Source organism: Paenibacillus sp. FSL F4-0236 (genome assembly GCF_038000135.1).
Lineage (GTDB): Bacteria > Bacillota > Bacilli > Paenibacillales > Paenibacillaceae > Paenibacillus_AQ.
Genome location: NZ_JBBOBK010000001.1, coordinates 5,757,502 through 5,772,302 on the forward strand (window position 1 = coordinate 5,757,502; position 14,801 = coordinate 5,772,302).

Annotated in this window: 12 protein-coding genes; 2 read left to right on the top strand and 10 right to left on the bottom strand. The window is 45.3% G+C overall.

From position 1 onward, the window contains the following. Nucleotides 1-48 precede the first annotated feature (48 nt). The 8 genes from NSQ29_RS25695 to NSQ29_RS25730 form a co-directional block, all read right to left on the bottom strand. Complete coding sequence (locus tag NSQ29_RS25695) at nt 49-495, bottom strand: tellurite resistance TerB family protein (RefSeq protein ID WP_042184258.1); 447 nt, start codon at nt 493-495, stop codon at nt 49-51. Between the two features lie 327 nt (nt 496-822). Continuing rightward, entirely contained in the window at nt 823-1,698 is an 876-nt protein-coding gene (gene aguB, locus NSQ29_RS25700) for an N-carbamoylputrescine amidase (protein ID WP_076285125.1), read from the bottom strand. A gap of 53 nt (nt 1,699-1,751) precedes the next feature. Continuing rightward, the gene (locus NSQ29_RS25705; RefSeq protein WP_341126412.1) at nt 1,752-2,780 is read right to left on the bottom strand and encodes an agmatine deiminase family protein; all 1,029 of its coding nucleotides are present in this window, start codon (nt 2,778-2,780) and stop codon (nt 1,752-1,754) included. 145 nt (nt 2,781-2,925) lie between these two features. Continuing rightward, nucleotides 2,926-3,474, bottom strand: a complete 549-nt coding sequence (yfcE, locus tag NSQ29_RS25710) for a phosphodiesterase (RefSeq protein WP_042184252.1) — start codon at nt 3,472-3,474, stop codon at nt 2,926-2,928. A 126-nt stretch (nt 3,475-3,600) separates the two neighbouring features. After that, nucleotides 3,601-5,085 (bottom strand): glutamate synthase subunit beta, encoded by a 1,485-nt coding sequence (locus NSQ29_RS25715; protein ID WP_341126413.1) that lies wholly within the window; start codon nt 5,083-5,085, stop codon nt 3,601-3,603. A 295-nt stretch (nt 5,086-5,380) separates the two neighbouring features. After that, complete coding sequence (gene pulA, locus NSQ29_RS25720) at nt 5,381-7,336, bottom strand: type I pullulanase (RefSeq protein ID WP_341126414.1); 1,956 nt, start codon at nt 7,334-7,336, stop codon at nt 5,381-5,383. Between the two features lie 121 nt (nt 7,337-7,457). Next, on the bottom strand, nt 7,458-8,081 hold the full coding sequence (locus tag NSQ29_RS25725; RefSeq protein ID WP_341126415.1) for a C39 family peptidase: 624 nt from the start codon (nt 8,079-8,081) through the stop codon (nt 7,458-7,460). After that, a complete protein-coding gene (locus NSQ29_RS25730) occupies nt 8,081-10,282 on the bottom strand; it encodes a PAS domain S-box protein (protein ID WP_341126416.1) in 2,202 nt (733 codons plus the stop codon). The genes NSQ29_RS25725 and NSQ29_RS25730 overlap by 1 nt, the downstream gene beginning before the upstream one ends. 280 nt (nt 10,283-10,562) lie before the next feature. Here NSQ29_RS25730 and NSQ29_RS25735 point away from each other — a divergent pair, with 280 nt between their 5' ends. Continuing rightward, nucleotides 10,563-11,378 (top strand): hypothetical protein, encoded by an 816-nt coding sequence (locus NSQ29_RS25735; protein WP_076285118.1) that lies wholly within the window; start codon nt 10,563-10,565, stop codon nt 11,376-11,378. Here the strand turns inward: NSQ29_RS25735 and NSQ29_RS25740 are convergent. Beyond that, nucleotides 11,371-12,147 (bottom strand): YheC/YheD family protein, encoded by a 777-nt coding sequence (locus tag NSQ29_RS25740; RefSeq protein WP_256716337.1) that lies wholly within the window; start codon nt 12,145-12,147, stop codon nt 11,371-11,373. The two genes, NSQ29_RS25735 and NSQ29_RS25740, sit on opposite strands and share 8 nt — an antisense overlap. A gap of 182 nt (nt 12,148-12,329) precedes the next feature. Between NSQ29_RS25740 and NSQ29_RS25745 the strand changes: the two genes are divergently transcribed. After that, entirely contained in the window at nt 12,330-13,433 is a 1,104-nt protein-coding gene (locus tag NSQ29_RS25745) for a glycosyltransferase family 4 protein (protein ID WP_341126417.1), read from the top strand. A 58-nt stretch (nt 13,434-13,491) separates the two neighbouring features. On the opposite strand, the gene NSQ29_RS25750 is transcribed toward NSQ29_RS25745, so the two are convergent. Continuing rightward, entirely contained in the window at nt 13,492-14,733 is a 1,242-nt protein-coding gene (locus NSQ29_RS25750) for a DUF445 domain-containing protein (protein WP_076285116.1), read from the bottom strand. Between the last annotated feature and the right edge of the window lie 68 nt (nt 14,734-14,801).

Here is a 14,801-nt window from a genome sequence, read left to right on the forward strand (position 1 = left end):
AGAACTAAATACGTTTCATCCGAACTCATGTATATGGTATTACATCATTTATAAACTGAATTCACCAGGGTTTAATCCCAAGACACCGCAAATATGCCGCACAACTGCTTTTTCATTGTCATCAAAATCACCATCAGCTGATCCAATAGCTGAGCACACACCCACAATTACACGTCCCACATCTGGTTTACCGGTAAACTTACCGATTGCTTTCAGTGCTTCCTGCTTACCGATTTCTGGTGAGAACTCAAAGTTACTTACATAAAAGTTGAACTGGGTAATGACATCTCTCATGTCAAACACCTTAAGCTCATTACTCATATTCATGTAACCAGCCATTTTATTCTTTTCAGCTTCTTCTATTTTACCGTCGGCAGCAGCAACCAAGGCGCAGCCCGCAACTACCGCATTCATGAAATCTTTATTTTTGAATTTCTTTACTTGTTCTGTTAGTCCGTTTTTGGTTGTGTTCAACCAGTTTTTAAATGTGCTCATCGTTTTCTCCTTCTATCACTGCAAGATTATGATAACAAAAGATATCCCAGAGCCTCCTCTCCACGTATCCGACAGAATTTTCATAGTAGATCCCTGAATCACGGTTTACTCTTCTAATATACCTGATAAAATATCAATATTCTACTTTTCCAGACTTTTACAGCACTTTTGATAGAAAAGATTGTGTCCGATCTTGCACAGGAATTCCGAACAATTGCTCCTCTGTTCAAAGAACCCCCGTATTTCTCGTTGAAACACCAAAAAAGGCACTGCCAGAGATTCTATCCTCTCTAGCAATGCCTTTAGCACATTTAACTGTGAATTCTTTTAAAGAATGATGTCCCCATCATAAGAACCAATCATTTTGTACAGATCCGGCCGGCGATCACGGAAGACGCCCCACTCGATCCGTCCGACTTCCAAAGCATCCAGATCAAATTCGCTCACTATTACAGCTTGCTCGTCCCGGCCTGCTTCAACAATTTTATTGCCTTGCGGTCCCGCAATGAACGAAGAGCCGTAGAAATTAATGCTAGAATCTTCATCAATTTCTTCACCGATACGGTTGGAGGCAACGACTGGAATAAGGTTAGCCGCTGCATGCCCAAGCATACAAGTCTGCCAATGATCCTTAGAGTCGATCGATCCATCCTGTGGTTCTGATCCGATAGCGGTTGGATAGAACAGAATTTCTGCTCCCATCAGGCTCATCACTCTAGCCGCTTCCGGGTACCACTGATCCCAGCAAATCCCTACACCAATCTTGGCATAGCGAGTGTTCCATACTTTAAAGCCAGTATCTCCCGGATTGAAGTAGAATTTCTCTTCATACCCTGGGCCATCTGGAATATGGCTCTTGCGGTATTTGCCCAGTATCGTTCCATCGGCATCGATTACAGCTAGTGAGTTGTAACGTGCGTAGTTCTTTTTCTCATAAAAACTGATTGGCAGCACCACTTGCAGTTCCTTGGCTATTGCTGTGAAATGATTAATCGCTTTGTTATGCTCAAGCTCTGTTGCATATGCGTAATAATCAGCCTTCTCTTTCTGACAGAAATACGGAGTCTCGAACAGCTCCTGCAGCAAAATAATTTGTGCTCCCTGTGCCGCCGCTTCTCTGACCAATGTTTCAGCTTTGCTGATATTCTCATCAATATTGCTGGAACAGCTCATTTGCGTCGCAGCTACTTTTACATTTCTCAAGAATCTGTCCTCCTTATATATAAATGTCCCTTTGGACGTTTAGTTTCCTTCAATTATTGCTGAGCAGGCATTTGTTGCGTAGTGCAGTGAACGTTCCCGCCCTCGGTGATGACCGCCATACCGTTAACTGTACGAATCTTACGTTCCGGGAACAAACCAGCCAGTACTTCCTCGGCAAGTTTATCTGTTTCCACCGCTGTACCGCCAAACACAGGTAAAATAATTCCACCATTTACGAAATAGAAGTTCAAATAACTGAGCGTCAGACGGCTGCCGTCATGATCCACCCGTGGTGGTTGCTGAATCTTGATGATCTCCAGCTTACGCCCTTTGGCATCTTTGGCATTCTCCAAAATACGAAGATTCTCCTGTGTAATCTCAAAATTCTCGTCCTGCGGATCCTCACAGACCTGAATAATGACTTTACCTGGAGCAGCGAAGCAAGCGATATTATCCACATGACCATCGGTTTCATCACCACTTAGACCACGCTTAAGCCAGATAATAGTTTCTGTACCTGTATAATTGCGCACGTACTCTTCAATATTCTCGCGCTTCAAATCCGGGTTGCGGTTCGTATTGAGCAGACATTCTTCTGTAGTAATCAAGGTGCCTTCTCCATCCGTATGGATCGAGCCGCCTTCCATCACAAGCGGCGCATCAAAGCGTGTCACTTGTGTGTGTTCGAGAATCTGTGGAGCTACCTCATCATCCAGATCCCAAGGTGAATATTTACCGCCCCAGGCATTAAACTTCCAGTTCACGCCTGCTAGAACGCCGTCTTTATTAACAACAAAGGTAGGCCCGTTATCACGCAGCCAAGCATCGCTATGCTTTATAGGCAGCAGCGTTACATTCGGTCCGCTGACCAGACGTTCTACCTTTTCCACGTCCTCCGGGTTAACGATGACCGTAATCGGTTCAAACTCGGCAATAGCTGTAATAATGTCAGCATAACCTTGGCATACCGACTCGTGGTTGTCCGGAAAACACATAGATTCCTGCACCGGCCAGGAGATAAAAGTACGTTCATGCTTGCCCCATTCCGGTGGCATTGTATAGTTCAAATCTTTAGGATTCATGTGTTAACTACCTTTACTATTATATTTGGAGCCAGCCCTGCCCTAAAACTCCTACCTCATCATACAATAATATGTTCTAGTGCTCAATTCCCTAGAACACTAATAATGTTGGAAGGAATTCGGGTCACATGTAATCTGACTGAGCTTATAGTGTAATCCTTTTTACCACATCGCCCTCAAAATCCTTAACGATGAATTCTCCACCCTCAAGGATACCATAGGAATTCGGATTATTCTCTTTAGGCAGCGATATCGAACCGGGATTCAGCACGTATACGCCCTCTTTTACATCCGCAACCGGAAGATGGGTATGCCCCTGAATAAAGATATCCTTCTCAGATAGTGCCGGTAAATTCTCAATACTAAAGCCATGACCGTGTGTAACATAGATTCGTCTGCCTTCATGTAGGAGCATCACATAATCGCCCATCATCGGAAACTGCAGCAGCATCTGGTCTACCTCAGCATCGCAGTTACCACGTACTGCCGTTATAGGCTTCTTTTTGTTATATTCATTCAGTTTATTAGCAACTCCCTGCGGGTCATAACCCTTCGGCAGTGGATTTCTGGGACCGTGATATAAAAAGTCTCCTACGATTACAAGACTGTCTGGCTGTTCTTCCTCTACCTTTTCCAAAGCCCGTTCTAACCAGAATAAAGAACCGTGAATATCGGAAATAAACATTAGCTTCATCATGTATTCTCCTTTTCGACTTAAATAGATCTTGTGCTTAGGTTTCAATTTTAACCTTGAATAGGCAAACAACGCAAAAGCGGACGTTCCTCCAAAAGGAACGCCCTGCCCTATATGCCTCTATTCTTACGGCAAATTCGATGATCCCATCAAGAATCGGTCCACTTCGCGGGCTGTCTGACGCCCCTCATCAATGGCCCAAACTACAAGGCTTTGTCCGCGGCGCATATCACCTGCTGTAAATACCGCCTCTACATTGGTCGCTTGTGCTCCGAACTCCGCCTTGGCATTTCCGCGCTCATCACGTGCCACCCCAAGCTCACCTAGCACAATCTCTTCGGGCCCTGTGAATCCTAATGCGAGTAGTACCAGCTGTGCCTTTAGAACTTCTTCACTGCCTGGTACTTCAACCGGAACTATCCGTCCCTGTTCATTGCGAGTCCACTCAATGCGCACGGTATGCAGCTCCTGCACATGTCCACCATCATCACCAACAAAACGTTTCGTCGAAACGAGATAACGACGTGGATCTTCCTTATACAGTGAAGCCGCTTCTTTTTGGCCATAGTCCACCTTAAGAACCTTTGGCCATTCTGGCCACGGATTGCTAGGCTGACGGGTCAGTGGAGCTTGTGGCATAATCTCAAGCTGGATCACACTACGACAGCTGTGGCGGATCGACGTAGCTACACAGTCTGTGCCAGTATCCCCGCCACCGATTACAACTACATCCTTATCTGCCGCAGACAAGTATTCACCATCAGCAAGCTCTGAGTCCAGTAAGCTCTTAGTATTCAGTGTCAGAAATTCCATCGCCTGATGAATGCCCCGCAGCTCACGACCCTCTATAGGAAGCTCCCGTGCCTGCGTAGACCCGCCACACAAGACAACAGCATCGTGCTCCGCCTTGAGTTGTGACGCCGAGATATCTCTCCCAATCTCTGTACGAGTTACGAATGTAATGCCTTCAGCCGTCAGCAGGTCTACTCGGCGCTGAACCGTCTTCTTATCCAGCTTCATGTTCGGAATACCATACATCAACAAACCACCAATCCGATCTGCCCGTTCATACACGGTCACCGAATGCCCTGCCTTGTTAAGCTGAGCTGCACAGGCAAGACCTGCTGGACCCGAGCCCACTACAGCTACCTTTTTACCTGTGCGAGTAAGCGGTGGCTCAGGAACAATCCAACCTTCTTCAAAACCTCTATCTACAATCGACTTTTCAATCGACTTTATCGTTACGGGCTTGCCGTTCATCCCTACTGTACAAGAACCTTCACAAGGTGCTGGACACACACGTCCAGTAAATTCAGGGAAGTTATTGGTCTTATGCAGACGTTTCAGTGCAACCTCCCAGTTCCCACGATAAACCATATCATTCCATTCAGGAATCAAGTTGTGTAGAGGGCAGCCGGAAGCCATACCAGACAACAGACGTCCTACATGACAAAATGGCGTACCACAGTCCATACAACGCGCGCCTTGCTCGCGCAGATTCTCTTCATCCATAGGAATCGAGAATTCATCCCAATTCTTAATCCGCTCAAGCGCCTCACACTCCGAAGGCGTCTGCCGTTCAAATTCCAAAAATCCGGTTGCTTTCCCCATCTCTCTCATCCTCTCTAAATATCCCCACAGATATATACTTCCTAAACCGTTAAAAAAGAAAAGTACGCGCTATGTTTGTCTGCTGCCAAGCCTATGCCACTCTAAAGCGCCAAAGTAAATGCCTTCATATTAACATCCAATATCATCATCGAAAATGAGTAATGTCACCTTTTTATGTAAAATGAAACAATCAAATTAAGAAAATGGAAAAACAAAAAAAAGCACACAGTGTACTGTACCTGATTAAAGTACGTTACTCCGCATGCTTTTCAATAATGATCTTGTAAAAGACTATTTATTTCGCCGTCAGGACTACTGTCCCAATTCCATTTACAGTTAGCTTATTTCCAGTCAGCTCCTGTGTAAGATCAGCCCCGAAGATGGTCTTCCATGCTCCAAGCTGCGGCAGAACCACAGTAGTCTGTTCAGCATTCGCATTAAAAATAACATAAATATGCTTCGCTGCATCTCCTCCAGCATGGCCACGAAGCGTGTAAGCTACTGCACTTGCCGGTGCTTTTTCAAAAACCAAATGGTTCCGAATGTCAGCTGCTGTTCGCATACGGAAGGCCGGGTGAGCTTTACGCAATTCGATTAACTGTTTCATATACGCTACATCTTCCTGATGCGCGGCGCACAATTCCCAGTCCATACGATTGATCTCAACCGAAGACTTATAGCTGTTCTCCACCCCGTCCTTCGTACGCATAAACTCCTGCCCTGCATGGATAAAAGGAATCCCCTGACTCATGAACACTATCGCAGAAGCTAGTCTGTGCATGGAACGGCGCTGAGTAACCGTCTCACCCTCGGTGGACAATACGATTTTATCCCATAAGGTATGATTATCATGACACTCCACATAATTAACGTTTTGCTGAGGCTCCTCGGCAAATTGCTTAATTCCTGGGCTGAAGTCAATTCCTCCCGCAATCCCCGCCTTGATCGCAGGCTCCAGACCCATCATTCCACTGATGAAGCCCGGCTGATCGTACAAAAAGATATTTCCTTTAATAGCATCCCTGAAATCATCATTAAAATGTCCGATTCCCGGCATAAGGGAGGCATTCTTCTGATGAGCGAGCCGTTCCATCGGTAGCTCAGTCCCCATCATCCAGCCTTCACCGATCGTCATGATAGACGGATCTATTCCATCCAGACGCCGCCGGGTTTCCCGCATCGTATCGACATCCATCAAGCCCATCAAATCAAAGCGGAAGCCGTCGATATGGTATTCTTTAGCCCAATAGACCACGGACTCCACAATGAAGCGGGACATCATCAAGCGTTCTGTAGCCACGTCATTCCCACAGCCTGAGCCATTCGACAGGCTTCCGTCTTGTTTATAACGCAAATAATAGCCAGGAACCAGTTTAGTGAAATTCACGCGATATCCGTCGTACACATGGTTGTAAACAACATCCATAATGACGCGGAGTCCACGATCATGAAGCGCTTGAATCATTGTTTTTAGTTCTTGAATACGTAGTCCGGGCACATAAGGATCCGTAGCATAGGAGCCTTCAGGAGCATTGTAGTTCTTCGGATCATAACCCCAGTTAAAATGAGGCTCATCCAGCTTCGTCTCATCTACACTCTCTGTAGAATAATCATAAATAGGCAATAGCTGCACGTGGGTTACACCGAGATCTGCGATATGATCGAGTCCGGTGAGAATGCCCTCTGGTCCGCGGGTTCCTTCTTCCGCCAAAGCGAGATATTGACCCTTATGAGCCATACCGCTTGCTGGATGAATAGATAAGTCACGCAAATGAAGCTCATAAATAATAGCGTCTACAGGATCCTCAAACGACGGCTTATCTTCCGTCCAACGCTCAGGGTCCGTCTTGCGCAAATCTAGAATAGCACCTCTGTCCCCATTCACGCCGACAGCACGCGCGTAAGGATCAGCTGCTTCATTCCACTGTTCACCTAGACGCACTCGGTAGGTATAGAACTTGCCATCTAAATCACCGTCAACCGTAGCTCTCCACGTTCCCCGAATATCGCGAATCATAGCATATTTGGACCCCGCAGCTCCCTGCCATGAATCATAAATTACTAGCTCAGCCTCCTGAGCCGTAGGGGCCCACAAGCAAAATGATGAACAGGCCGATGAATATGTAAGTCCGAGATCATCCCCGTCATAACTAAACAACTGATCAAACTCCTGAGCGAATACGGAAATCCCTCTAGTAGTCGCAGGATCACCATAATAAATCGGTTCCTTCATTTCCTTTTGTACGGACAAAGCACCTATCCCCTTTTCCAGTTATTAACTGGATTATAGTATGATCCTCGAATTTGTGCAAACGTTTGGACTCAAAATAACCAGATCATTTTCCCAGGGTAATTGCATAGCTAAATCACGATTAACTAGGCGTTTCTAAGATATTCATTCCCACCATCGTAATGATGTCTTTATTTGCATAATATGGGATGCGGCGTTCTTTACAAAGAGCAATCCTTCCATCCTTATACCTCACACCATTATCCTGAACGATGAGGATTGGACGATCCCCGTTATCAGGTACTTCATATCCTATTCCTAATACCCAATGGTAATCGTAAGCAAAATTCCCTCTCCACCGAAAATTAAACCATTTATCAAATTTAACAGCTACTGGCCGACCTGCATCAATCTCCACTTTATACACATCGAAATCGTTAAAAGTAGAGACAGAAAGCTTATGTCCCCCTTTTGGCGAGGTTGAAGAGTGGATATAAGCTGTGATCCCCTTTACAAAACTACGTGTACTCATCCCCAAAGGGGTACCTCCGTGATGACTGTATATGTAATTAATATGAGCTGCTTTAGAGTGAAAATGACCTTTGCCACGAATAAAGTCCATTCCTAGCTGGGTATTCCAATACTCGGTTAAAGCTGCCAGCGTCGCTGGTCCACATGCAGAAGACGGGGATGAAACCCCAGCCTCCCACTGTGTGTATGGATCTACCGATAGTTTGTTACTGAGACTGGAGTTTTTATGCCTCATCAGGATGTTTCTCCCTTTGAAGAGTTCGGCTTAGAAGCTGAAAGGGCAGGGCCTTCTGGAAGTAAAATCACATTTTCACCAACATCCATAGATCCCTCTGAATTAGATCGTGATTCCATTTCCTGTGCGGGCTTCTGCTCTGCCTGAGCAATATCTTCCTCATCGCCCTCATATTTGCTTTCAGGATTAATCTGTAGCGTGAAATAGAAATTAGAGCCGTTTCCTTCGCTACTCTCCACCGCAATGGCTCCGCCCATCAACTCGACAAGCTTCTTGCAAATGGCTAGTCCTAAACCCGTCCCGGCATACTTACGATTAAATGAGGAGTGCAGCTGGTAGAATGATTGAAACAACTGATGCTGCTTTTCTAAAGGAATACCTATCCCCGTGTCTCTGACATTAAACTTCAAAGTCGATTTCTTTGAAACCACGGACAATTTCTGCTCCACATAAATACAGACATTACCTCGGTCAGTAAATTTAATCGCATTGCTGACCAGATTAACCAATACCTGACGTAATCGTCCTGCATCTCCCATAATGAACGTAGGAACTCCTGGTGCCATGCTGTAAGACAGCTCAAGATTTTTTTCCAAAGCCTTAGCCATAAATAGATCCGTTACACTGTCCAGTACCTCTAGAAGATGCACGGGCTCATGTACGATCATCATTTTTCCGGCCTCAATTTTACTGTAATCGAGAATTTCATTCAGAATATATAGAAGAGAGCTACTGCTCTCCTTAATAATATTTGTGTACTCACGTTGTTCTTCATCTAGTTCCGTCTCTGCAAGCAGATCAGTCATCCCCACAATGCCGTTCATAGGCGTGCGTATTTCATGACTCATAATGGCTAGAAACTCTGATTTAGCCTGGTCTGCTTTTTCCGCAGATTCCTTCGCCCGAATGATCTCCTTCTCATCTGTAATATCCCTGAAGACGACTACAACACCCTTAGGTTCACCTTTATCAAAAAGAGGGGTTACTTGGTACTCCGCAAGAAAGCTTGTACCATCTTTACGCCATAAGACTGCATCCTTGCTCTGGTAAGATCCCCCTGACCTAATGGCTTTGATGAGTGGCGACTCCTCTGGTCGGTAATGGATACCATCAAGCGCTGTCTGCTGAATATGATCTAGATAGGTATGACCCATGATCTCATCATGTTCATAGCCGAGCATATGCAAACCTGCAGGGTTGATGAAGGTCACCTTCTCCTCCATATCGAGTCCAAAAATACCCTCAGATACTGCATTTAATATAAGGGTGTACTCATTGCTTAGCTTCTCAATTTGTTCTGTATATCTTATACGTTCCGTAATGTCACGGGAAATACCATATACACCAACCACTTGATCGTCTACAATGATCGGAATATTAGTGGTATTAATCTCTACAAGATGGCCTTCTTTATGAATAAGCGTCAGATCATAGCTTTGGGGATAGCCCTTAGCAGCTAAGTTAAAATGATACAGCGTCTTCTCCATGTCCTTCTCATGCACAACGGGACCAAAGTACATTCCGATCAGTTCTTCCAGCGAATACCCGGTCAGCTTCTCCAGATTCGCATTGGCTGTTAAATAATCCCCTTGCAAATTCATTGAGTACACAGCAGAGGGATTATATTCAAATAAGGATTTATAGCGCTGTTCATTCTCCTGAAGCTTGAATTCGAACTGTTTGCGCTCTTCAACTGCATGACGCGAGATTAAATCCAGCGAATTCTCGGAAATCAATCTATAATTACGTTCACTTTGATAAATCTGTTCCTCTAGATCTCGTTGATCTGCCATTTGTTGGTCTGCAATCTTTCGGTCTGTAATATCTTCGGCGTACACAATAATACACGAAGGAGCTTGTCCTGCTGTTCCAAATCCTGAGAATGTCAGGGAAAGCCATACCGGTTGATCCCCTTTGCGAAAGCATTCTTCCTTCTTCCAGCTCCCTGCTGGAGAATTCTGAAGCTCGTCCATCACCAATCTATAGGAAAGCTCTTTCGAAGACGTCTGTCTATTTTCCATTTCTGCAAAAATAGCCCCAGCAAGAAACTCAGCTTCCGTTAAGCCAAGTAAATTGCAAAAAGCCGGATTGACCTTCAGCCAGTTGCCCTTACCATCGTTTAAAGACAGTACGGCTATTCCCTCTGGGGACCACATAAATGCATGTTCCAACATTGTGCTATATTCTACCGCGTTATCCATCTACGCCAGACCTCCTTTGTTGCGAACGTTGCATCCTTTATTCCATCCTAAGTTCAGTATACGATAAGAGAAGTGAGTATAGAAATGTCCTGCGTAACATTTTAAATAGGGAATAGCTTAATTTTAAATATTGACTGGATGGCCTGAGGCAAACTATTATTAAACATAATAATATCGTTCGTGACCTATTACGCTGGAAGCACCCGTAATAAAGGCTTTTGCCTTTGCTACGGGTGCTTTTTTTTGTTGCCATTAGGTTACGACAATAGGAGGAGAATAAATGAAAATATTTAAGTCAGTGCCCTTACTACTGCTTACGATCCTGCTACTGCTAAGCACATCATCAGGAGCTATTGCTGCATCTACAACAGAATTAACCCCCTCTGTTAAAGCGGCTTTTGATCTGACGGCCGCAACGGCAGATGGTCCTGCCAGGGTTAAGCTGACTTCTCTTTACAATGATTTATCCACCTTAAAGCTGCAGTATGATCAGCGCGAGGAGCAAATCCGAATCCTTCACTACAATAATGAGCAATCGCTAGTTGGGGTTCGTCAACAAATTAAAGGGATTGATCTTGAAACAGTGACCCGATTGGAAGCCTCCGTTAAGAGTAGCAAGCAGCGCTATCAGCCTTTATTTGACCAGTATAGTACACTTAACAAGCGAATTAGTATCGCCAAGTCACTTAAGGACAAGACCTTGAATACCGTACTACGTGCCCAAGGTGATGCTATGAAGATCTTGGTTCAGTTGGCACGCCAAGAGATCAGTGACAAGCAGAATCAGCTGAACGCCGCGAAAAAGAAACGTTCCCAAAAGATAGCCGAAGCGCGTAAAACCTTGTCTGGCATTGAAAGTCCTCAAATCACGATCAAATCTAACAAGAGCGTGATCACCTCGTTAAACAAACGTGTCTCAGCAGATTGGACTGACTTTAAAGCAGCGATTCGCAAACAAAACCTTACTCTAACCACCCAGTCCTTAGCTGCACTGGTCTCCGGTTACCGTCAGATCGCAACCCATAAGCAAAAAATAATTGAGCTCGAACAAAAGGTTTCCCTTGTTATTGCGAATACGAAGAAGCAAATCAGTTAGCGGACTTCTTCTTCTCATTTGCTCTGCGGTAAGCCATCACTTTGCGGTACATGCTTTTATTAGAGAGATGTTTGAAAATATATGGATCTGGACTCGTATTCACTTCAATAATCCAAGGCGTCATGTGGTTATCTAATCCTACATCTACACCAATCTGTTTAAAGCCAGGATATTTCTTATGGTAGAAACGTCCGGTATCCTCACCTAGCTTTCGCAATATCTTAAGCATCTGAGCTTGCTGAGCATCGTTCAAATAAGGCGACAGCAGCTTCTCCATAGACATTAGCGTACCACCGTTATGATAATTGGTAACAATCTTGCCCTTCTCAGCTACTCGGCCAATCAATCCGGTAGTTTCCCATTTGCCACGCGGACTGAGCTGGACCATCACACGGATATCAAAACGATGCTTTCCGTGCTTTAGCAAAACAATCCCTCTCTGAATCAAGTAACTGCGTCCGCGTGTTGCTTTCTTAAGGGATGAATAAAAGGTGTCATAGGCTCCAAAGGTTTTTATCTTTGTTCCACTTTGGTATTTGTATTCTGTTCCATGAGAATCCTTACTCTGTTCAACCTTCATTACACCGTTACCATAGGTGCCATGTTCCGGCTTAACGTAAATCATCCCATATTTCAAGAGCATCGTTCTTAAGTTTGCTTTACTAAACTTCACTGTTTCTGGAATGAGCGGTGAAATCTCGGAACTTTGCATGAGCACCTTGGTTTTAATCCATTTGCTGGTCAACGCAGACTTTAACTTTGTTCCCAATTGCCCTCTCCCCTGTCACTCAAATAATGATCACAGCCTTGCTTAACCTTAGTATTTTATGCTCCGACTATATGAATGGAATGGGTTGAACGCCCTCTCCGCTCTCAGATGTATCTCTAGATACTCAAGCTGCATATGGTGGGAAGAGGATAACCATTAGCGGATCAGAGGAGGCATGAACCATGCATATTTGTATTATTGCGCCGGAACGTCTCCCGGTTCCGGGAGACGGGTCAGTAGAAATCTGCATTTGGGCCATTGCCAGAAGGCTGGCTGAGAAACATAAGGTTACCATTGTGAGCCGCAAAGTGCCGGGACTGCCCGATGCTTCCATATTGGAGCGGGTCAGAATCATTCGGTTGCCCGCAAGTACTCCCGTTCATTATCGTACTTCGGTATTAGACTACATTCAGAATGAGTCATTTGATATAGTTCAGGTCGATAATCGCCCTCATCTTATGTCTGCTGTAAAGAAACGGCTCCCTCATCTTCCGGTATTTCTATTTCTGCATTCTCTTACATTCACACCGGACACAGTTAAGACTGCTAGAGCCTTGGCTAGAGCAGATCTGATTATTGCGAACAGCCACTCTCTACAGCGAAGACTAACCCGTCGCTTCCCTCAATTAAACAATGAAATCCGTATTGTCCTGCTCGGAGCAGATCTTGATCGATTCATTCCTGTAGCGCTACAGGAAAAATACCATCTTCGGAAACTTTACAGACTCCCGAGGGTCTTTACCGTCTTATTCGTCGGTCGAGTCATTCCCCGCAAAGGGGTGCCCGTATTGATACGTGCTATGTACCATTTAAATAAGCACCTTCCTGCTCATCTTGTAATTGCAGGCAAAGGGAAACCGTCATATTTGCGACAGCTGAAGCTGCTTGCACAGCGACTAGGCGTATCCGTTTCCTTCCTTGGAAATGTAGCTCATGAGGATATCCATACCATTTATCAAGCAGCCGACTGCTTCGTATGTCCTTCTCAGAATCATGAATCCTTTGGGCTTGTTAATGTAGAGGCCATGGCCTCGGGACTACCGGTCATCGCTTCTAGCAATGGCGGTATCCGTGAGATTATCGACTCCGGCCATAACGGATACCTGGTGGAACGATATCGCGAGGCCTTGCCCTTTGCTAGAGATTTGCTGCGACTAGGCCGGAATCCGGAGGTAGCAGCAACCATTGGGAAACAAGGACGAGCGGATGCGCTTGAAGCCTTCAATTGGCAACGTACAGCAACTGATTTGGAACGGCTTTATCAAGCTGCCTTAGTACAGCAATAGATCCTATAAACATAAAAAAGTAGTCCGCCTCCATTCACTGGAGACGGACTACTTTGATTTAAATAAATTGAACAACTGTAAGTACAAGCCCTACAACAAAACCGCATAAGGCACCGTTCACACGAATCCACTGAAGATCTTTACCTACTTTATCCTCCAGCATATTCACTAGACTAGCATCGTCCATGCTATCCAGATTCTCCTTCACCAAAAGACCGATTCGGAAGTGGTTAGCCTCTACAAATGCAATCAATGAAGCGCGAATCCGCTCCTCCCAGCTACCGATCCACTCTTGTTCCTTACTAATACGGCGCATAAGAAGGGTGTATAGTGCAAATAGTTTTCGTCCGCCAGCTGCCCGGTCCTCTTCTAATAAGGAGAGTGCCTTACTACGTACGTTCTCCAATTGAGTATGCAGAAAAGCAGTTACTGCTTCTCCCTCAAGCTCTTGTAGTGCCCATTCTTTCACAGAAGTCATTCTAGCCTCATCATTAACAATCTGGAACAACGCCACCCGGATTTCCCGGATGATCTCTTCACGATAAGGGCTATCCTCTTCACGAAAATCGCGAATACCGGACTGCAGCATGCCTTGCAGCATTTCACCAAGCATATCCGCATCCATGAATCCAACGAAAGCCTGAAAAGCCATCCCTTTCAGTCCACCGAGCTTTACTTCAGCCAGTTTCTCGCTGGCGATCTTACCCAGCATAGCTTTCGTTTCAGGACGACCGCTCCAGTTAGATACCCCTTCCAGCGCATAATCCAGAGCCGCTACATCTTTTCCGTCGTTCATTAATTTAGTGACAATTTTATCAGCCGCAACTCCAAGCTCCGCTTCACGAATATAGTCAGAGGCTGCCTTTTGAAGAAAAGGTACAGCTTTCTCTACCGGAAGACGTGACACGAATTCGCTAAGTTGCTCTAGGATCTGGGCTCTCGCCTTCTTCTTGCTAAAGAACTTCGTCAGCAGCTTGGAACTCATAGACATAATGCCAAACTTGCGCAGCTTGTTCTCAATACTCTCTTTGTTCAGCAGCTCAGTCTCCATAGCGGTAATTAACGACTGAATAATCTTATCCCGATTCTTGAGCAGCAGTGAGGTATGTGGAATACGCAGCCCGAGCGGATGGCGGAATAACGCGGTTACCGCGAACCAGTCGGCAATCCCCCCAACCAGCCCAGCCTCAAAGCCACCTCTTAGTAGAATTACAGCGAGATTTTCAGGTAGAAATAGTGTAATCAGAAACCCACATGCCATAAAAGCTAGTGACATGGTGGCCAAGTTTTTGGATCTCACGATTAGTCCCCCTTACATACACAGCTGCCGATGTCCTTACGCAGGAAAAATACCGACGGATCACGTCC

What these genes read in the sequence shown, in the direction of transcription:
- NSQ29_RS25695 (WP_042184258.1), bottom strand. Translation starts at nt 495, where the DNA reads ATGAGCACATTTAAAAACTGGTTGAACACAACCAAAAACGGACTAACA.
- NSQ29_RS25705 (WP_341126412.1), bottom strand. Translation starts at nt 2,780, where the DNA reads ATGAATCCTAAAGATTTGAACTATACAATGCCACCGGAATGGGGCAAG.
- NSQ29_RS25730 (WP_341126416.1), bottom strand. Translation starts at nt 10,282, where the DNA reads ATGGATAACGCGGTAGAATATAGCACAATGTTGGAACATGCATTTATG.
- NSQ29_RS25725 (WP_341126415.1), bottom strand. Translation starts at nt 8,081, where the DNA reads ATGAGGCATAAAAACTCCAGTCTCAGTAACAAACTATCGGTAGATCCA.
- yfcE (WP_042184252.1), bottom strand. Translation starts at nt 3,474, where the DNA reads ATGAAGCTAATGTTTATTTCCGATATTCACGGTTCTTTATTCTGGTTA.
- NSQ29_RS25745 (WP_341126417.1), top strand. Translation starts at nt 12,330, where the DNA reads ATGCATATTTGTATTATTGCGCCGGAACGTCTCCCGGTTCCGGGAGAC.
- NSQ29_RS25715 (WP_341126413.1), bottom strand. Translation starts at nt 5,085, where the DNA reads ATGGGGAAAGCAACCGGATTTTTGGAATTTGAACGGCAGACGCCTTCG.
- NSQ29_RS25735 (WP_076285118.1), top strand. Translation starts at nt 10,563, where the DNA reads ATGAAAATATTTAAGTCAGTGCCCTTACTACTGCTTACGATCCTGCTA.